Source organism: Streptomyces sp. NPDC088194 (assembly GCF_040702025.1).
In the GTDB taxonomy this organism is placed as follows: Bacteria; Actinomycetota; Actinomycetes; order Streptomycetales; family Streptomycetaceae; genus Actinacidiphila.
Genome location: NZ_JBFBIV010000132.1, coordinates 1 through 18061, shown reverse-complemented (window position 1 = coordinate 18061; position 18061 = coordinate 1). Strand labels below are relative to the sequence as shown.

Annotated in this window: 12 protein-coding genes; 2 read left to right on the top strand and 10 right to left on the bottom strand. The window is 72.3% G+C overall.

Annotated features, from left to right (window positions below; genetic code table 11):
- A partial coding sequence (locus tag AB0399_RS37525) for a sigma-70 family RNA polymerase sigma factor (RefSeq protein WP_366414331.1) occupies positions 1-959 on the bottom strand: 959 nt, incomplete at its 3' end.
- A gap of 453 nt (positions 960-1412) precedes the next feature.
- Here AB0399_RS37525 and AB0399_RS37520 point away from each other — a divergent pair.
- Positions 1413-5549 (top strand): beta-galactosidase, encoded by a 4137-nt coding sequence (locus AB0399_RS37520; protein WP_366414330.1) that lies wholly within the window; start codon positions 1413-1415, stop codon positions 5547-5549.
- A 75-nt stretch (positions 5550-5624) separates the two neighbouring features.
- Here the strand turns inward: AB0399_RS37520 and AB0399_RS37515 are convergent, their stop codons facing one another.
- From AB0399_RS37515 to AB0399_RS37495, 5 genes are all read right to left on the bottom strand, one after another.
- Complete coding sequence (locus tag AB0399_RS37515; protein WP_366414332.1) at positions 5625-7031, bottom strand: cellulose binding domain-containing protein; 1407 nt, start codon at positions 7029-7031, stop codon at positions 5625-5627.
- A 154-nt stretch (positions 7032-7185) separates the two neighbouring features.
- Positions 7186-8733 (bottom strand): beta-N-acetylhexosaminidase, encoded by a 1548-nt coding sequence (locus AB0399_RS37510; RefSeq protein ID WP_366414329.1) that lies wholly within the window; start codon positions 8731-8733, stop codon positions 7186-7188.
- Between the two features lie 126 nt (positions 8734-8859).
- Complete coding sequence (locus tag AB0399_RS37505; protein ID WP_329363637.1) at positions 8860-9699, bottom strand: carbohydrate ABC transporter permease; 840 nt, start codon at positions 9697-9699, stop codon at positions 8860-8862.
- Positions 9696-10580 (bottom strand): sugar ABC transporter permease, encoded by an 885-nt coding sequence (locus AB0399_RS37500; RefSeq protein WP_329373793.1) that lies wholly within the window; start codon positions 10578-10580, stop codon positions 9696-9698. Before AB0399_RS37500 ends, AB0399_RS37505 begins: the two co-directional genes overlap by 4 nt.
- 202 nt (positions 10581-10782) lie before the next feature.
- Entirely contained in the window at positions 10783-12060 is a 1278-nt protein-coding gene (locus AB0399_RS37495; protein ID WP_366414328.1) for an extracellular solute-binding protein, read from the bottom strand.
- 252 nt (positions 12061-12312) lie between these two features.
- Between AB0399_RS37495 and AB0399_RS37490 the strand changes: the two genes are divergently transcribed.
- The gene (locus AB0399_RS37490) at positions 12313-13074 is read left to right on the top strand and encodes a GntR family transcriptional regulator (RefSeq protein WP_366414327.1); all 762 of its coding nucleotides are present in this window, start codon (positions 12313-12315) and stop codon (positions 13072-13074) included.
- Between the two features lie 42 nt (positions 13075-13116).
- Here the strand turns inward: AB0399_RS37490 and AB0399_RS37485 are convergent, their stop codons facing one another.
- From AB0399_RS37485 to AB0399_RS37470, 4 genes are all read right to left on the bottom strand, one after another.
- The gene (locus AB0399_RS37485) at positions 13117-13521 is read right to left on the bottom strand and encodes an SAV_915 family protein (RefSeq protein ID WP_329363632.1); all 405 of its coding nucleotides are present in this window, start codon (positions 13519-13521) and stop codon (positions 13117-13119) included.
- Between the two features lie 304 nt (positions 13522-13825).
- Positions 13826-14542: a TetR/AcrR family transcriptional regulator gene (locus AB0399_RS37480; RefSeq protein WP_366414326.1), complete on the bottom strand. Its 717-nt coding sequence runs from the start codon at positions 14540-14542 to the stop codon at positions 13826-13828.
- Between the two features lie 808 nt (positions 14543-15350).
- On the bottom strand, positions 15351-16892 hold the full coding sequence (locus AB0399_RS37475; protein WP_329363629.1) for an MFS transporter: 1542 nt from the start codon (positions 16890-16892) through the stop codon (positions 15351-15353).
- Positions 16893-17151: 259 nt separating this feature from the next.
- Positions 17152-17844, bottom strand: a complete 693-nt coding sequence (locus AB0399_RS37470; protein ID WP_366414325.1) for a LysE family translocator — start codon at positions 17842-17844, stop codon at positions 17152-17154.
- Positions 17845-18061 lie beyond the last annotated feature (217 nt).

The following is an 18061-nucleotide window of genomic DNA, read 5'->3' as shown; positions in this document are numbered from 1 at the left end:
GGGGCCGTCGTCCTGGACCTGGAGCACGACATCGGACGGGCGGCGCAGCACCCGCGCGGTGATGGTCGTGCCGGGCGGGGTGTGGGTGCGGGCGTCGGCGCGTGAGCGGGCGGGGCCGGGTGGTGCGCGGCGGACGGCAGGTGCCCGGGGGCGGGCGGCGGCCCAGGGTGCGGCGCCGCCAGCGAGATCGGTACGGGCAGCAGCGGCAGCCCGCTGAGCAGCCGCTCCATCGGCAGCAGCACCTTGCCGAGCCGCCCGCACGCGTCGCAGCCGCGGACATGCCGGGCGAACCGCTTGCGCCACAGCGGGCTGGGCACCCCGTCCCAGCTAGCCGTCAACTCGGCCAGCTCCGGGCAGCTTTCGACCGCGCCGAGCGCGCGCACCACGGTCCGCGACGTCTCCAACTGCTCCTTCATCCGCTGGACCTTCACCGCCGCGTGCTGCCGGGACAGCCCGAGCGCGTCGGCCAGTTCGGACCGGCCGATGTCGCCGGTCTCCTCCAGCCACCACAGCGCCAGCAGCGTGCGGTCGTCGTGGTCCAGCCAGCGGGTCGCCTCGGCGATCTCCCGGCGCTGGTCGGTCAGGCCCAGCCGCAGGATGGTCACCGACGCGAAGTCCGAGGCCGGGTCCGGTATCAACTCGGCCGCGTCCAGGCCGGTCTGATGGTGCCAGGACGCCTTCCGGGCCTGCTCGCGGTCGCGGACCTGGCGGACCGCGATCGCCACCAGCCAGGACCGGAAGGCGGCCGGGTCGCGCAGGTCGGCGAGGCCGCGGACCACCCGCAGGAGCGTCTCCTGCACCACGTCGTCCACGTCGTCGTTGCCGTCCAGGGCCCGCCCGACGATGTTGTAGACCAGCGGCAGGCACTGCGCGACGAGCAGGTCGAGCGCCTGCTCGTCGCCCGCCCGCGCCGCGGTCACCATCTCCGGGTCGGGGCCGCTCCGGTCGCCTGCACGCATTCGCTCCGCCGTTCCTTCGTCGCAAGTGGCTGCGCCTACACAACAGGAGACGGTGCCCCGGGCGGGCCGATAACGGAAATCCGCGGACGGGGTCGGCGGGGGCCGTGAGCGCCGCGACGGCGGAGGTCGTGTACCGGCCTAAGCCCGGTGGCCTGCCGGTCGCGCGGTTCCCCGCGCCCCTGCACAGCCGCGGCTCCTTCCGCGGAGGCGCGGGCACCCTCCACCCGTGGGGGAACACAAACACACGGAAACGAACAGGTCGTCGCACAGCTTCCTGTGTCCGACCTATTGTGCGGCCCCGCACCCGCTCCTATTGTTCGACTTCGATTGATTCTGTTGGGAGTTGGCCCTTCGGGGAACGTGGAGGTCGCAGTGCGAAGTCATCCGACCGGTGGCGTGTCCGGCAGATCCCAGCGGCGCCGAGGGCGGTGGTGGGCGGGTCTGGCCGCAGCGATGGCGATCGCCCTGTCCGCGGGCACCACCGCACCCGCCATGGCGGCAGGCGCCGCGCACACCGCGGCCGCGAAGACGGCCGACGCGGCCACGACGGACAACGCGGCCAAGGGACACGCCGGTTCGAAGCCCCACACCGTGACCTTCGACGGCTACTCCTTCCTCGTCGACGGCAAGCGCACGTACCTGTGGTCGGGCGAGTTCCACTACTTCCGGCTGCCGAGCCCGGACCTGTGGCTGGACATCTTCCAGAAGATGAAGGCCGCCGGGTTCAACTCCACCTCCCTGTACTTCGACTGGGGCTACCACTCGCCGAAGCAGGGCGTGTACGACTTCACCGGGGTGCGGGACGTCGACAAGCTGCTCGACATGGCCCAGCAGGCCGGCCTGTACGTGATCGCCCGCCCGGCGCCGTACATCAACGCGGAGGTCGACGGCGGGGGTCTGCCCGGGTGGCTGACCACCAAGGAGGAGAAGAACCGCACCGACGACCCGCAGTTCCTGAAGTACTCCGACGAGTGGCTGACCCAGATCGACCGCATCCTCGCCCGCCACCAGCTGACCAACGGCACCGGCACGGTGATCGCGTACCAGGTCGAGAACGAGTACTACAACGGCTCCGCGTCGGCCCGCGCCTACATGAAGCACCTGGAGGACAAGGCCCGCGCCGACGGCATCACCGTGCCGCTCACCGGCAACAACAACGGCACCTTCAACTCCGGTGACGGCGCTCTGGACGTGGACGGTCCGGACTCCTACCCGCAGGGCTTCAACTGCTCCAACCCCACCCAGTGGAACGGCGTCCCCGACCTCAGCTACGACCACCCGGCCGGAAAGCCGCTGTACACCCCGGAGTTCCAGGGCGGCGCCTTCGACCCCTGGGGCGGCCCCGGCTACGACAAGTGCGCCCAGCTGATCAACGACCAGTTCGCCGACGTCTTCTACAAGCAGAACATCGCCGTCGGCGCGACCGCCCAGAGCTTCTACATGACCTACGGCGGCACCAACTGGGGCTGGCTCGGCGAGCCGGAGAACTACACCTCGTACGACTACGGCGCCGCGATCCGCGAGACCCGCCAGCTCGACCCGAAGTACGACGAGGACAAGCTGATCGGGTACTTCACCCAGTCGGTGGCGCCACTGACCAAGACCGACCCGATCAAGGCGTCGCCGCCGGACGACACCGCCGTGGTCGACACCGCCCGGATGAACCCCGACACCAAGACGCAGTTCCACGTGCTGCGGCACGGGAACTCCACCTCCACGGCCACCGACAAGACCCACATCGCGCTGGACTTCAACGCGCAGCCGGTCGCCGACACCAGCTACACCTGGGACGACCCCGACTCCGCGCTGCAGTACTCCGGCAGCTGGTCGCACGTGTCGGGCCAGAGTTACACCACCGGCGACTACAAGGACACCGAGTCGTTCTCCAACACCACCGGTGACTCGGTCACCGTCCCCTTCGACGGGACCGCGGTCCGCTGGATCGGGCCGAAGACCAACAACCACGGCTACGCCGACGTCTACCTCGACGGCACCAAGGTCGCCACGGTGGACGACTCCGGCAGCGAGAACCAGGCGGTGGTCTTCCAGAAGACCGGCCTGACCGCCGGCGCGCACACCCTGAAGATCGTCGTGGACGGCACCCACAGCACGGGCTCCACGGACAACTTCGTCTCCATTGACGCGATCGACGTGCCGACCGCCGCCGACGTCCTGCCGACGTACCCCGTGGTGCCGCAGCAGCCGGGCACCGCGATCACGCTCGACGGCCGCGACTCGCACATCATCGTGGCGAACGACAAGCTCGGCGACTCGCAACTCCAGTACTCCACCTCCGAGATCATGACCACCGCGACCATCGCCGGCCGGGACGTCTCCGTGCTGTACGGGGACGCGGGCAGCGACGGCGAGACCGTGCTGCGGTACACCTCGAAGCCGACCGTGACCAGCACCGGCGGCCAAGTCGCCACGACCTGGGACGCGGCCACCGGCGACCTGCGGCTGAACTACACGCACAAGGGCCTGATCCGGATCAGCATCAGCGGCGGCGGGTCCCGCCCGAGCCTGCTGCTCGTCGGCGACAAGCCGACCGCCGAGACCTTCTGGCGGCAGGACACCGCGACCGGACCGGTCCTGGTGCGCGGCAGCCACCTGCTGCGGACGGCGACCAGCCTGGACGGCGGCCGTACGGTGGCGCTGACCGGCGACAACGGCGACGACAAGGACATCGAGGTGTTCACCTCGGCCGACCACGTCACCTGGAACGGCCGCGCGCTCGACGGCCGTACCGCCGCGGGCTCCGGCTCCGCGGGCCGGACCGGTCAGATCCCCGTCGCCGCCCCGGTGAAGCTCCCGGCGCTGACCAACTGGAAGCACGCCGAGGAGTCCCCGGAGTCGGCCCCCGGCTTCGACGACTCCAGCTGGCAGACGGCCGACAAGTCGACCACCAACAGCTCCTCCGGCGTCAACTCGCTGCCGGTGCTCTACGCCGACGACTACGGCTTCCACACCGGCAACACCTGGTACCGCGGGCGCTTCCGGGCCGGCGACGGCGAGACGGGCATCCACCTGGTCTCGGACTCCGGCGGCGGGGCGCAGGCGTTCTCCGCCTGGCTCAACGGCACCTTCCTCGGCAGTTCGACCACCGGCAGCGCCGACTTCACCTTCCCGGCCGGCGCGGTGAAGCCGACCGGCGACAACGTCATCTCCGTCCTGACGGTGAACATGGGCCATGAGGAGGACTACAACTCCTCCAACGGCAACAAGACCGCGCGCGGCCTGACCAGCGCCTCCCTGATCGGCGCACCGCTCACCCCCGTCACCTGGCGGCTGCAGGGCGTGCGGGGCGGCGAGGACCTGATCGACCCGGTCCGCGGCACCCTGTCCACCGGCGGTCTCTACGGCGAGCGGGCCGGCTGGTCGCTGCCGGGCTACCCGGACGCGAAGTGGGCGAACACCACCCTGCCGGCCACCGACACCCGGCCCGGCGTCTCGTGGTACCGCACCGACGCCAAGCTGAACCTGCCGCACGGCCAGGACACCTCACTCGGCCTGACCTTCACCGACGACCCGTCGCGCAAGTACCGGGCCGAGATCTTCGTGAACGGCTGGCAGGTCGGCAACTACGTCAACTACCTCGGCCCGCAGCACACCTTCCCGGTGCCGAACGGCATCCTGAACCCCGACGGCCACAACTCCATCGCCATCGCGGTGTGGAACCTGGACGGCAAGACCGGCGGGCTCGGCAAGGTCGCGCTGACCGACTACGGCAGCTACGCCTCCTCGCTGAAGGTGGCGCAGAACGACAGCCCCGGCTACAACCCGGTGAAGTACGCGATGCCCGCCGCGCCCGGGGTCACCACCTCCCTGGACGTGCCGAACACCGCCAAGTCCGGGCAGGCGTTCACCGCCACGTCCACGGTGCGGGTGCCGGCCGGGCAGCCGGCGGCCAGTGCGCTGACCGCCTCGCTCGCCCTGCCCGACGGCTGGACCGCGAAGGCGGCCGGCGCCGGGACGGTGGCCCGTCTCCAGCCGGGGAAGTCGGCCACCTTCAGCTGGCAGGTCCAGCCGCCGAGCGGCACTCTCGCCTCCGCCGCGGTGCTCGCCACCACGACGCACTACGTCCAGCGCGGCCGCAAGGCCACCAGCTCCGACGAACGGGTCATCGAGTCGGTCCCGCCGGTCCCGCCGGCCGGGCAGAACGCCGTCAGCGACCTGCCGTTCCTGTCGTCCACCAACGGCTGGGGCCCGGTGGAGCGCGACAGCAGCGTCGGTGAGCAGGCGGCCGGCGACGGCCGGCCGATCAGCATCGACGGCGTCGGCTACGCCAAGGGCCTGGGCACCAACGCGGTGAGCGACGTGCAGCTCTACCTCGCCGGCCAGTGCACCCGCCTCACCGCGCACGTCGGGGTCGACGACGAGACCGGCGGCGGGGGCACCGTCACCTTCTCGGTGATCGCCGACGGCAAGACGCTGGTCACCACCCAGACCCTCCGCGGCAAGCAGGCGGCCGTGCCGATCGACGTCGACGTCACCGGCGCCCAGGTGGTCGACCTCAAGGTCGGCGACGGCGGCGACGGGAACGGCAACGACCACGGCGACTGGGGGGCGCCGACCCTGACCTGCTCCTAGCGGACACCGGCGGCTCACGGCGGTTCCCCGCGCCCCCCTTCGAAGGTCGGGGCGCGGGGAACCGCCGTTTCCGGCTCAGCTCGCGGGGACCGTGTCCTCGAACGCGGTGCCGTCCCCGCGCAGGCCCGCCACCGCGGACTGCACCTGGGCCGGAGTAAGCACCTGGTCCTTGACGAAGTACACGTAGTCCACCTGCTCGTCGTAGGAGCGCGGGGTGGAGCCGGTCTGCCCGGCGAGGTCGATCAGCCAGTGGTTGAAGTCGATGAACTGGCCGCCCTCGGGCAGATACGGCTCGCCGTGCTGGGCCACGACCTGACCGTCGATGAAGTAGGTGATGTACGTGTCGTCGATGGTGATCTGGAGGTCGTGCCAGCCGTCGTAACTGGCGTACTGCTGGCCGTGCGTGTTCACCGCGTTCCAGGGGTCGGGGTTGTACGTCTCCCAGGACGTCTCGTACATGATGTTCTGCGTCTCGCCCCAGCCGCCGTTGGGCAGGTATTCGAAGTCCTGCTCGCTGTAGTCCGGGTCCATCGGCGCCTTGAGCGGGGTGAAGTTGAAGAAGGTCTGGTTGACGTGGTCGCCGTCCGGTCCGCCGGTGGGCGTGTCGTCGAACTTCACCCGGGCCGCGTAGGTGCCGTTCCTGAACTTCTGCGCGGTGGTCTGGATCTCGGTCTCGCGGGTGCCGGCCGCCGTGCCGTCGGTGGTCAGCTTCAGGTCCATCACCGTGTTGCCGGCGCCGCCGGAGCTGTCGGGCACGAAGGTCAGGTCGGCCGGCGACCAGGTGGCCCCGGCCACGCCGGGACCGCCCTGCCCGGACTTCACGGTCCAGCCGTGCTGCTGGACGGCCGGGTCGGAGCTGCTCGGGTAGCTGAAGTCGTCGAAGAGCGTGGGACCGTCGGGCGTGCCGCCGCCACCGGGCGGGGAGGTGGGCGGCGAGGTCGGGGGCGTGGGGTCGTTGCCGTCGGGCGCGGTGCCCCAGACCAGGGCGCCGTCCTGCTGCACGGTGATCTTCGGGGCGTTCGCGTACGAGGTCTGCGTGCCGTCGAAGGAGTAGTCGTCGGACTGGGTGAGGGGCTGCCAGTCCGAGCGGTAGAAGCGCAGTTGGAGGTCGCCGGTGGACTGGCCGGGCGCGAGGGAGCCCGCGCCCGCGGTGAAGCCGATCTCCAGGTAGCGGTCGGCGGTCGCGGTGGGGTGGGCGAGGGTGCCGAAGGTCCCGGTGACGTTCGCGCAGCCCTTCACCGCCCAGGAGCAGGCGAAGCGGTAGGACGCGGTGGGGCTGTCGGAGCTGAAGTAGTACCGCAGCGTGACCTGGCTGAGCGGCACCGACGTGGACCCGCTGTCGGTGACCTCCAGCCACGGTTCCGCCTGGTCGGCGGTGGCGCCGCCCGCGCTCGTACGGTATTGGGCGGTGAGCGTGTCCTGCGCGGCGGAGGCGGGCAGCGCGGTGAGCGCGGCGCAGGCCAGGCCGGCGGCCGAGCACACGGCGAGCGCGGCGCGGAGCCGAAGGGGGAGGCGGAGCGGACGCTTTCTTCCTGACACGGTGGTCCCTTTCCGGTGGTGGGGGGTGATCCCCGGGTGGGGTGGGGTGGGGGAGTCGGAGGTGCGTGGACGAGCCGCCGGACACGGTGCGGCGCTGTCAGGCCGTCGCGGTCCGGGGGCGGTCGAGGGGGCGGTGGCGTACGCCGAGCGCGGCAAGCCGCGCCTGGTGCCCGCGTACCGCGGGGAGGAAGTCGGCGGCCCAGTCGGCGGCCGGGTTCCAGGCCCGGTCGGCGAGCGCGCACAGCCGGGGGAAGGCGAGGTACTCGATGTCGGCGGGCGTCTGCGCGAACTCCGTCCACAACTGCGCCTGGGTGCCGAGCACATGGGCGGCGGCCTCGGGCGGCCAGTCGGCGGGCACCGGGTCGTTGGCGTGCACGGCGCGCAGGTCCACCACCGCGCCGGCCTGGCCGAGCGGCTCGCCGGGCCCGTCGGCCTGCGGGTAGTCCAGGTAGGTGGCGCGGTGCGGCGCCATGACGACGTCCTGGCCGGCCAGCGCGGCGGCGAGGCCGTGGCCGGCGTCCCGCCACGGCATGACGGTGAACTCCGGCGGCAGCGCGCCCGCGGCCCCGGAACCGTCGGCCCAGCACACCGGCCGCCGCCCCGCCGCCAGCAGGAACTCGCCGATCCGGCCGAGGAACCAGCCGTGCAGCGCGGCGGTGCCGGCCAGCCCCGCCTCGGCGGCCCTGGCCCGCGCCCGCGGACTCTCGGCCCACTCCGCGACCGGGCACTCGTCACCGCCGATGTGCACGTAACGCGACGGGAAGACGTCCAGCACCGCGCCGAGCACGCTCCGGCAGAAGTCCAGCACCTCGTCGTGCACCCCGAACACGGCGTCGGACACGCCCCATTCGGTCCACACCTCCAGCGCCCGCCCGGGCACGTTGCCCAGCTCGGGGTAGGCCGCCAGCGCGGCCCGCGCGTGCCCGGGCATCTCGATCTCGGGCATCACCTCGACCCCGCGCGCGGCCGCGTACGCCACCAACTCCCGCAGTTCCGCGGCGGTGTACGCGCCGGCGTGCGGCTCGTCGTCGTACCGTCCGCTGCCCGCGCGGCCGCGCATCGACCGGGACCGTACCCCGCCGACCTCGGTCAGCCGGGGGTAGCCGGGCACCGGCATCCGCCAGCCCTGGTCGTCGGTGAGGTGCAGGTGCAGCACGTTCAGCTTGTGCAGCGCGAGCAGGTCGACGAACCGCCGCAGGTAGCGGACGGGTTGGAAGTGCCGGGCCACGTCGAGCAGGACGCCGCGCCAGCGGTGCCGGGGCACGTCGGTGATCTGGACCCCCGGGAGCCACCAGGCCACGCCGGGCACCGGACGTTCCGACAGCGCCTCGGGCGGCAGGAGTTGGCGGATGGTCTGCACGCCGCGGAGCAGTCCCTCGCCGGTCGCCGCGCGCAGCAGCACCGCGTCCGGGCCGACGGTCAGGCCGTAGCCCTCGGTGCCGAGGCCGCCGAGCAGCGGGTCGACGGCGAGCACCACGCTCCCGCTCGGCGAGTCGCGCAGCGGCAGCCCGGTGGCGGGCCGCAGCAGGGTGCGCAGCAGCCGGGCGGCGGGCCGCGCGGCGCCCTCGGCGCGTACGGCGGTGGCCGGGTCGAAGGTGAACCGGCCGGGGATGCGGACGGCGTGGGTGGGGTGCGGGATGATCACGGCGGGGCCTCCAGGGGTGGGAGCGGGCCGGTGGCGGGCGGAGCCCGTACGGTGCGAGGCGGTACGGCGGGGGTGCCCGGCGGTGCGGCGGGGATACGGGGGCCGTGCGGTGCCGCTTCGGGCGGGTCAGCCCTTGACGGCTCCGGCGGTCATCCCGGTGGTGACCCGGTTCTGGAGCAGCAGGAACACCGCCAGGACCGGCAGCATGAACAGGCACGACGCGGCCATCGTGGCGCCCCAGTCGGTGCCGAAGACGTTGCTGAAGGACGACAGCCACACCGGCAGGGTGCGGGCGCTCTGGTTCTTGATGATCAGCGTGTTGGCGAAGGCGAACTCGTTCCAGGCGGTGATGAATCCGAACAGGGACGTCGACAGCAGCCCCGGCGCCAGCAGCGGGAAGGTCACCCGGCGGAACGCCTGCGGCCGGGTGCAGCCGTCGACCTGGGCGGCCTCCTCCAGCTCCGCCGGGATCGCGGCGAGGAAGCCGCGCAGCGTCACGATCGTGAACGGCAGCGTCGTCATGAAGTAGACGAGGGTGAGCATCGACAGCCGGTCGAGCATGCCGGTGTCCCGCGCGATGATGTACATCGGGATCAGCAGCGCCTCCCAGGGCGCCATCTGCGCGGTGAACACCAGCAGCAGGAACGCCCGCCGGCCGCGCCAGCGCATCCGCGCGACCGCGAAGGCCGCGAGCAGCGCCACCACCAGGGCCATCAGCACCGCGCCGAGCGTGACGACGAGGCTGTTGCGCCAGTATCCGGCGAAGCCGTCGGCGCGTACCGCGGTGCGGAAGTGCGCGAGGGTGGGGTGCAGCGGGAAGAACGTCGGGTCGGCGCCCTCGATGTCGGCGGTCGGCTCGAACGCGGTGACCGCCATCCAGTAGACGGGGAACGCGGACAGCACCAGGACCAGCAGGGCGGCGGCGTTGAGCGGCAGCCGGCGCAGTCCGCGGCGGGCGGCGGTCATGCGGTGCCCTCCTTTCCTTCCTGGCGGAACATCCGGCGCAGGTTGAACACCAGCGCGGCGAGCAGGATCAGCACGGTCAGCGTGGAGACCGCCGACCCGAGGTCGTACTTGTGGAAGGACTGCGCGATCTGGAACGCGTACACCGGCAGGGTGGTGGTGGCGCCGTCCGGGCCGCCCTGGCCGATCACCCAGATCTGGGTGAAGCACTTGAAGCACCAGATCACTTCGAGCGAGGTGACCAGGGCGAACAGCGGGCGCAGCATCGGGAAGGTGACCAGCCGGAAGGTCTGCCAGGGCCCGGCGCCGTCGATCCGCGCCGATTCGTACAACTCGGCCGGGATCGTGGTCAGTCCGCCGTAGAGGGTCAGCGCGGCGAACGGCACCGACTGCCACACCACCAGGGTGACCAGGATCGCGAAGGTGGCGCCGCCGTGCGCGAACCAGGTGTAGTCGCGGTAGGAGGTGAAACCCAGCTTTACCAGTGCCCAGTTGACCACTCCGAACCGGGACTGGAAGAGCCACTGGAAGACCGTGGTGGCGGCGATCACCGGGGTGGCCCAGGCCAGCACCAGCGAGCTCATCACCGGCAGCCGCAGCCGTCGGCCGAGCCGGACCAGCAGCAGCGCGACCAGCGTCCCGATCAGCATGATCAGCACGACGTTGAGCGCCGTCCACCACACGGTGCGGCGCACCACCGTCCAGAACTCCGGGTCGGTCAGCGCCTCGCGGTAGTTGGCCAGGCCGACGAACGAGGCCCCGCCGTTGATGAGTTCGGCCAGCCGGTAGTGCTGGAAGGACATCACGGTGTTGCGGACCACCGGGTAGACCAGTAGGAAGGCCGCGCCCACCACGGTGGGGGAGACCAGGAGGTAGGGCCACAGGGCGGCGAGCGCGCGGCGCGGCCCCGAGCGCGGGCGGGGGTTCCCGGGGGTGGTCCCGGACGGGTGGCGGGCGAAGCGGCCGCGGCGGCCCGGGCGGCCGGACGGTGGGCCGCCGGGGCCGCCTCGCGGGTCGGCCGAGTCCTGCCCGGCGGCGGTGGGTGCGGTGAGCACGGCGGTCTCCTGGGTGATCCGGGGCGGTCGGTCAGGACGAGGTGTTGAGCGCCTTGGCGATGGCCTCCGACGCGGTCCTGCCCGTCTTCGCCGGGTCGGCGCCGGTGAGCACCTGGGTGAGGTACTGCTTGATCGGGTTGTCCGCCTCGACCGCCGCCCAGTTGGGGGAGTTGGGGGTGGCGTGCCCGTCGGCCGCGCCGGCCGCCATCGCGGAGGCGCCCGGGTCGCCCTTCAACACCCCTGCCAGCGAGGTGCGGTTGGGGACGTAGCTCATGGCCTTGGCGATGCGCGTCTGCCACGTGGTGCCCGCCAGCGCCTTGACCACCTGGTAGGCCATCGCCTGGTGCCGGGACGCCTGCGGGATGACCAGGTCGGAGCCGCCGGTGAAGACCGCGCCCGGCCGGTCCGCGGTCTTGCCGGGGATGGGGAAGAAGCCGAGCTTCCCCTTGAGCGCGGGGTCGGCCTCCGTGATGGCGGCGGCGCCGCCCGGGGTGGAGATGATCTGCGCGACGTCGCCCTTGGCGAAGACGTTCGCCTGGAGCGGCTTGGCCTCGTCGGAGTCCTTCGGGCCCTGGCCGAGCGCCTGGAGCTGCCGGTAGAAGGCCGCCGCGGCCCGCGCCTGCGGGGTGTCCAGGCCGCCGCTCCAGGTCCCGCCGCTCTTGGTGGCGAGGTCGCCGCCCTCGTCCCACAGGAAGCCGGCGTAGGTGTACCAGGACTGCCCCGGCAGGTAGATGCCCTGGTTGCCGCCGGTGTCGAGCTTCGTGGTGTCGGTGATCCACTCGGCGCGGGTCTTGGGCGGCGCGGTGATGCCGGCCTTGGCGAAGAGGTCCTTGTTGTAGATCACCACGCGGTTGGCGGCGTACCACGGGATGCCGTACTGCTTGCCGTCGATCCTCCCGGGCTCGGCGAGGCCGGGTATCCAGTCCGAGCCGTGCAGGTCGGCGACCTTGCCGGTGAGGTCGTCCACGCCGCCGCTGGCCGCGTACTGGGCGACCTGGGTGTTGCCCACCTCGATCACGTCGGGGGCGTCGTTGCCGGCCAGCGCGCTGACGATCTTCGCGCCGATGCCGTCCCACTCCTGGATCTGGAGGTCGAGGGTGGTGCCGGGGTGGGCCTTCTCGAAGTCCGCGGTGAACGCCTTGAGCACCGGGGCGGCCACGCTGTCGCGCATGATCCACACGGTGAGCCGGGCCGGTCCGGCGTCGTCGCCGGAGCCCGATCCGGAGGAGGAGCCGCACGCGGTGAGACCGGTGAGGCCACTGATGCTGATGAGGAGCGCCGCGGCGCCGGGAAGCAGTCTGGATCTCACGGAGTAGTCACCTCAGAGGAAGCGGTGGAACTTACCACTGGTCAACTGGTCTGGTGTTGACGGAGAAGGTGGCATAGACCACTGGTGACGTCAAGAGGTCGCGAGAAAGCCGTAAGAGGGCTCGTATACGGCCGAAGATCAGGTGTTCTCACCCTCCTCGCGCGATACCGACGGGGCCCGACCGCACTGGCGTACTGGTCAACATCTGGATAACCTCCCCTTGACAAGTACTTCGGGGAAAGGGCACCGCACATGGCCAGCGAGCCGCCGCGCCTGGCGCTGAAACGCGAACGGGTCCGTGACTACCTCATGGAACTCGTCGAGTCCCGCGCACCCGGTGACCCGATCCCCTCCGAACGCACGTTGTGCGACCGACTCGGCGTCTCCCGGCCGACGTTGCGCTCGGCCGTCGACGAACTCGTCACCAACGGGCTGCTGCTGCGCGAGCACGGCCGGGGCATGTTCGTCGCCCGCGCGAAGATCACCCAGGAACTCGCCCAGGACCACGACGTGTTGCGCCTGCCGCAGGCGTCCGGCACCTGGACCAGCCGGGTGCTGGAGTTCGCCACCGTGCGGGCCGGCGCCCGCGTCGGCCGCAAGCTCCACCTGTCACCCGCCGCCGACGTCGTCTACATCGCCCGGCTCCGGCTGGTGGACGGGGAGCCGATGGCCATCGAGTACCTGCACGTCCCGGCCGCCCTCGTACCCGGGCTGGCCCCCGCCGACATGGAGTCCGGCGACTTCTACGACACGCTGCGCGACCAGCACGGGGTGCGGGTGCACGAGGCGGTCCAGTCCATCGAGCCCACGGTCACCAACGAGGAGGAGGCGCATCTGATCGGCGTGCCGGTGCTCTCGCCCGCGCTGCTCTTCGAACGCCTCACCCACGACGAGACGGGGCGCCCCGTCGAGTACGTCCACTCCGTCTACCGCGGCGACCGCTACCGGATCGTCTCGCGGCTGACCCTGTCGCACTCGGCCGCCGCGTGGCGGTACACCGGGCCGCCGGGATAGCGGGCGGTCCGGGGGTGGGCGCGGGTCGGCCGGGGCCGCGGGTCAGGCGGGGGGAACGGGGAGGGCGCCGCGGGACGGGCGGGCGGCGCGCGGCTCGGTGGTGCGGGTGGGGGCCGGGGCGGGGGCCTCGGGCGCGCCCCAGGAGGCCGGCGGCCGGGCGGTGAGCACCGGGTCGATCGTCACGTGCCGCGCCCCGAGCGGCTCGGCGAGCCGCCGCAACGCGGACTCCGAGAGCCGAATCCACGGCTGGGTCGGCCCGAGCACGGACCGCAGCCGCCGGTCGGTGGTGAAGGCGACCGCCGTACGCGTGCCGAAGGGCGTGCGCCACAGCCGCACGATGTCGCCGGCGGGCCCGCGCCGCACCGGGACGTAGAGCGCTCGGCCGGCCGCCCCGTCGGACTCATCGGCGACACCGGCGACGGACGGCTGGTGCTGGCTCACGTGCATGTCCTTACGGTAACCCGCCGCCGTCACCTCGTCCGCGCCGGTCCTGGCATCCCGCACCGCCCCGCGGTGGGGCCGGTGGCCGTCCGGGCCGTACCGCCGGCCGGATTCGCCCATGGCCCATGACCAGGCCAGGCGCCCCGGACGGCCGCCGCCCGCCGGACACCCGATCCGCCGCTGCCGCCCGAACGAGTGAAGCCCGCGCCGATCCGGCGGCCGGCCCGGACGTGCTCAACGTCACTGCCCGATGTACGGCCCGGCGGCCCCTCAGGGCGGGCCCGGGGGCGGAGGAACGGTCCGGACGGCGTCAGGCGCGGGTGTCCGACACCGCCGCGAGACCGGTCAGGTATCCGTGCAGCACCGTCTTGAACTCCTCTGCCAGCCTGGCCTGTTCGCACGCGGTCGCGCCATCGAGCGCCGGCAGGATGGCCTTGGCGATGTGCACCACGACCGTGGCGGAGCGCTGCCGGTTGGCGGGGGTGAGGTGGGGCGCGGCGGCGCCGACCACCGCCTCCATGACCTGCTGCGCGCCCGTGTTGAGGGAGGCGACGCTCCTGGCCGGCGGCGCGGTTCCGGCGAAGAGGGGCCGGAAGGCGGGGCTCGCCTGGCTGAACGCGAGCATCGGGTCGACCATCCGGTCCACCAGTTCGCCGATCGGCATCCCGTCGAGCGCGGGGTCCCGCAGGAAGCCGAAGACGGCGCGGAGTTGGGCGGCGCAGCGCTCCGCGAGGGCCCGCGCCATCGCCTCCTTGTTGGGGAAGAACTGGTAGAGGGTGCCGGGGGAGGCGCCGGCGCGGGCGGCGATGCTGTTGGTCGTCGCGGACTCGTAGCCGACCTCGGCGAACTCCTCGGCCGCGGCGTCCAGGAGCTGGGCGATGCGCTTCTCGCCGCGGGCCAGCCGTCTCTTCGGCGCGGGGCCGGTGCCGCCGGTCGCGGTGCCGGCGGTGCTGTCGGCGGCGGTGTCGGCAGCGGTGGAGCGGCCGGCCGTGGTGGCGGCCTGGGCGTCCGGTGGTGTGCGCGGCATTCACATCTCCCGGGTGCGGACCGCGGCCGGTCGTCCGTGCCCGCCTGCCCGGGAGCTGTCCCGGGGACGGACCGGCCGACCGCCGCGCGGGTCACGGCGGCCCTGCCAGCGTAACGCGCCGGGCCCAACGAGCATGGTCCGAAAGGTGATTGACAGCGGTGGGGCGCGCTCATACGCTGACGCCGTTACGAGTGAAGACTCGTAAGTGGAGTGGTCGCACCGCGGGCACGGCCCGCCCGGGAGTGCGGCCGAGCGGTCCCCCGGGCCGCGTGGTGCCGTCGCACCCCGTACGTGGCGGCCCCGGACCCGGATGTGGCGGGCGCCTGCTCCGCGCCGAGCCGTCGGGATCGCTCACCCGGCCCCGTCCCACGCCTCCCCGCGAGGCGAGGGCGGGGCCGTACCCGTGTCGGCGGGCCGGACCCGGAGCATCCGTAGGCGGAACGGCGCCAGTTGCGGTGTCTCGTCGGGGTCGCCGAGGAACCGTGCTTCGGGCGGCCCGCACACGCCACCGCCCCGTCGGCGCGCACGGGGGCGGCGCGCCGACGGGGCGGTGGTGGTGTCCAGAGGGCTTGGTGACCGGGTGTCCCGTCCCCACGATGACCCGGTGACCAGCCCCCTGGTGCCCCGGCCGCGTTCCGCTCGGTTCGCGTCGGGGAGTCGGAGGTGCTGATCGGACGGTGCTGACCAGATGGTGCTGCCGGACGTTCCGGAGAAGGCCCGGAAGACGCGGCTCGATGTTTGCGGGGGTAAGGGGCGTGTACCTGGGTGCGGGCCCCTTACCCCGCGCGCGGCTCCGACCGAGCCGGACCTACATGTGCACGGCCTTCGGCTCGCCCTCGGGCGCCAGCTCCGGGCGTCCGCTGCGGAACATCACCGCCGCGATCACGGTGCCGACCGCGAAGAACGCGGCGGACCACCAGTACGCGGTGGAGTAGCTGTGCAGTTGGGCGTGTGCGGCCACCAGCTTGCTCGGCGGGTTGGAGGTCGCGTGGTGGGTGATGTAGCTGGTCGCGGCGCTCGCGGCCAGCGTGTTGAGCAGCGCGGTGCCGATCGAACCGCCGACCTGCTGCATGGTGTTGACGGCCGCGGAGGCGACACCCGCGTCGTCGGCCCGCACACCCGCGGTGGCCACGCTCATCACGGTCGGCATCACCAGGCCGAGGCCCAGGCCGATCACGATCAGCGGCGGCAGCACGTTCGCCGCGTAGGTGCTGTTCAGGTCGAGCGTGGTCAGCCAGGCCATGCCGACGGCGGCCATGCCCATGCCCACCGGCACGATCGGCCGGGGGCCGAACCTCGGCAGCAGGTTGTTCGTCGCGAGCTGCGCGGAGACCATCAGCGACGCGATCATCGGCAGGAAGGCCAGGCCGGTCTTCACCGGGTTGTAGAGCAGCGACAGCTGGAGGTAGTAGGTCAGGAACAGGAAGACACCGAACATGCCGATGCCGGAGATCCCGAGGATCGCGAACGACGCGCCGCGGTTGCGGTCGAGCAGCACGCGCAGCGGCAGCAGCGGGTGCGCGGTGCGGCCCTGCCACCAGCCGAACGCGGCCACCAGTACCACGCCCAGCAGCAGGAAGCCCCAGGTCAGCGGGGAGCCCCAGTCGTGGCTGTCGGCGTTCGAGAAGCCGTAGACGACGCTGAACAGACCGGTGGTGACCAGGATGGTGCCGGGGACGTCCAGCCGGGGCCGGACCGCCGGGGCGCCCTTGCGGAGGAACGCCATGCCGCCGACGAACGCGATGACGGCGAAGATCAGGTTGACGTACAGGGTCCAGCGCCAGCTCAGGTGCTCGGTGAGCACGCCGCCGAGCAGCAGGCCGATGCCGCCGCCGGCGCCGGCGATGGCGCCGTAGATGCCGAACGCCTTGGCGCGTTCCTTGGCGTCGGTGAACGTGGTGTTCAGCAGGGACAGCGCGGCCGGCGCGAGCATCGCGCCGAACAGGCCCTGCAGGGCGCGGCCGCTGACGAGCACCGCGAAGTTCGGGGCGGCGCCGGCCAGCGCGGAGGCGACGGCGAAGCCGACGACACCGATCAGGAAGACCACCTTGCGGCCGACCAGGTCGGCGAGCCGCCCGCCGAGCAGCAGCAGGCTGCCGAACGCGAGCGAGTAGGCGGTGACGATCCACTGCCGGTTGCCGTCGCTGAAGCCGAGCGCGTGTTGAGCGGAGGGGAGTGCGATGTTCACCACGGTGGCGTCGAGCACGACCATGAGCTGGGCGATGGCGATCACCGCGAGCACCCACCAGCGGTGGGAGGGATGCTCCTCAGGGGCCTGCTTGTCCAGCGCTACCGGGCTGGCCGGTGCCGAATCGCCGACGTTCACGTCGGGCGCGGACTGAGTCGACATATTCGTGACTCCTGGAAGTGGGACGGGCGGCGAACCGCTGGGAAGAACGAAACCGTTTCGTACTCTGTCGTATGGATCGACCGTACGACTCGTCATATCGAAACGCAAACGTTTCGCTGCCCTCGGCGATGTGCGACTGCTCACAGGTCAGCGGCTCAACCCGGGTGCCGCCCGGGGGCGTCCTTCCATCAGCCTGTCAGCGCGCTGTGTGCCCCAGGAGCGCGCCCCCCTCTTCCTCAGGAGGTGCTCGACACGGTGCCTACGTGTCCGCGCGGCCGGTCACCGCGACCGCCACGCCCAGTCCGATCATCGCGAGGCCGCCGGTGCCGCCGATGGCCGCCATCCGGCGCGGCGAGCGGGCGAACCAGGTGCGGGCCGCCGACGCGGTCAGCGCCCACACGCTGTCGCAGACCAGGGCGATCACGGTGAAGACCAGGCCGAGCAGCAGCATCTGCTGGTGCACCCCGCCCGCGTTCCGGTCCACGAACTGGGGGAGCACGGCGGCGAAGAAGATGCAGGTCTTCGGGTTGGTCACGCCCACGACGAAGCCTTCCCACAGGGTGCGGGCGTCGCTACGGGTGCGCGGCGCCGCCGCGGTTCCGGTCCGTACGGTTCCGGTTTGCGCGGCTTCCTCCGCTCCCGGTACGGCGGTCGCCGTCGACAGGTCCGCGCGGTGGCGCCATGCCTTCACGCCCAGGAAGACCAGGTAGACCGCGCCCACGAGTTTCACTGTCGTGAACACCGCGGCCGAGGTGGCCATCACCTCGCCCAAGCCCAGGGAGACGGCTGCCGCCAGCAGGTACGCGCCGATCGCGTTCCCCAGGACGCTGCCCAACGCGGTCCGGCGGCCGTGCGCCAGCGCCCGGCCCAGGACGAACAGCACGCTGGGGCCCGGGATCAGCACCAGCACCAGCGATATTCCGGCGAAGCCGAGCAGACGGTCGACCGACACGGTAACTCCTTTCAACGGGAGGGGGGTTCCGCGTGAGCGTAAGCCGCCCGAGGGTGCCCCGTCCCCGGAGTTTCGGGTGTCCGTCCACGCGGGCCCCTGCGGGGTGGCTGCCCCGTCCCGTCCGCGGGCCCCTGCGGGGTGGCTGCCCCGTCCCGTCCGCGGGCCCCTGCGGGGTGGCTGCCCCGTCCCGTCCGCGGGCCCCTGCGGGGTGGCTGCC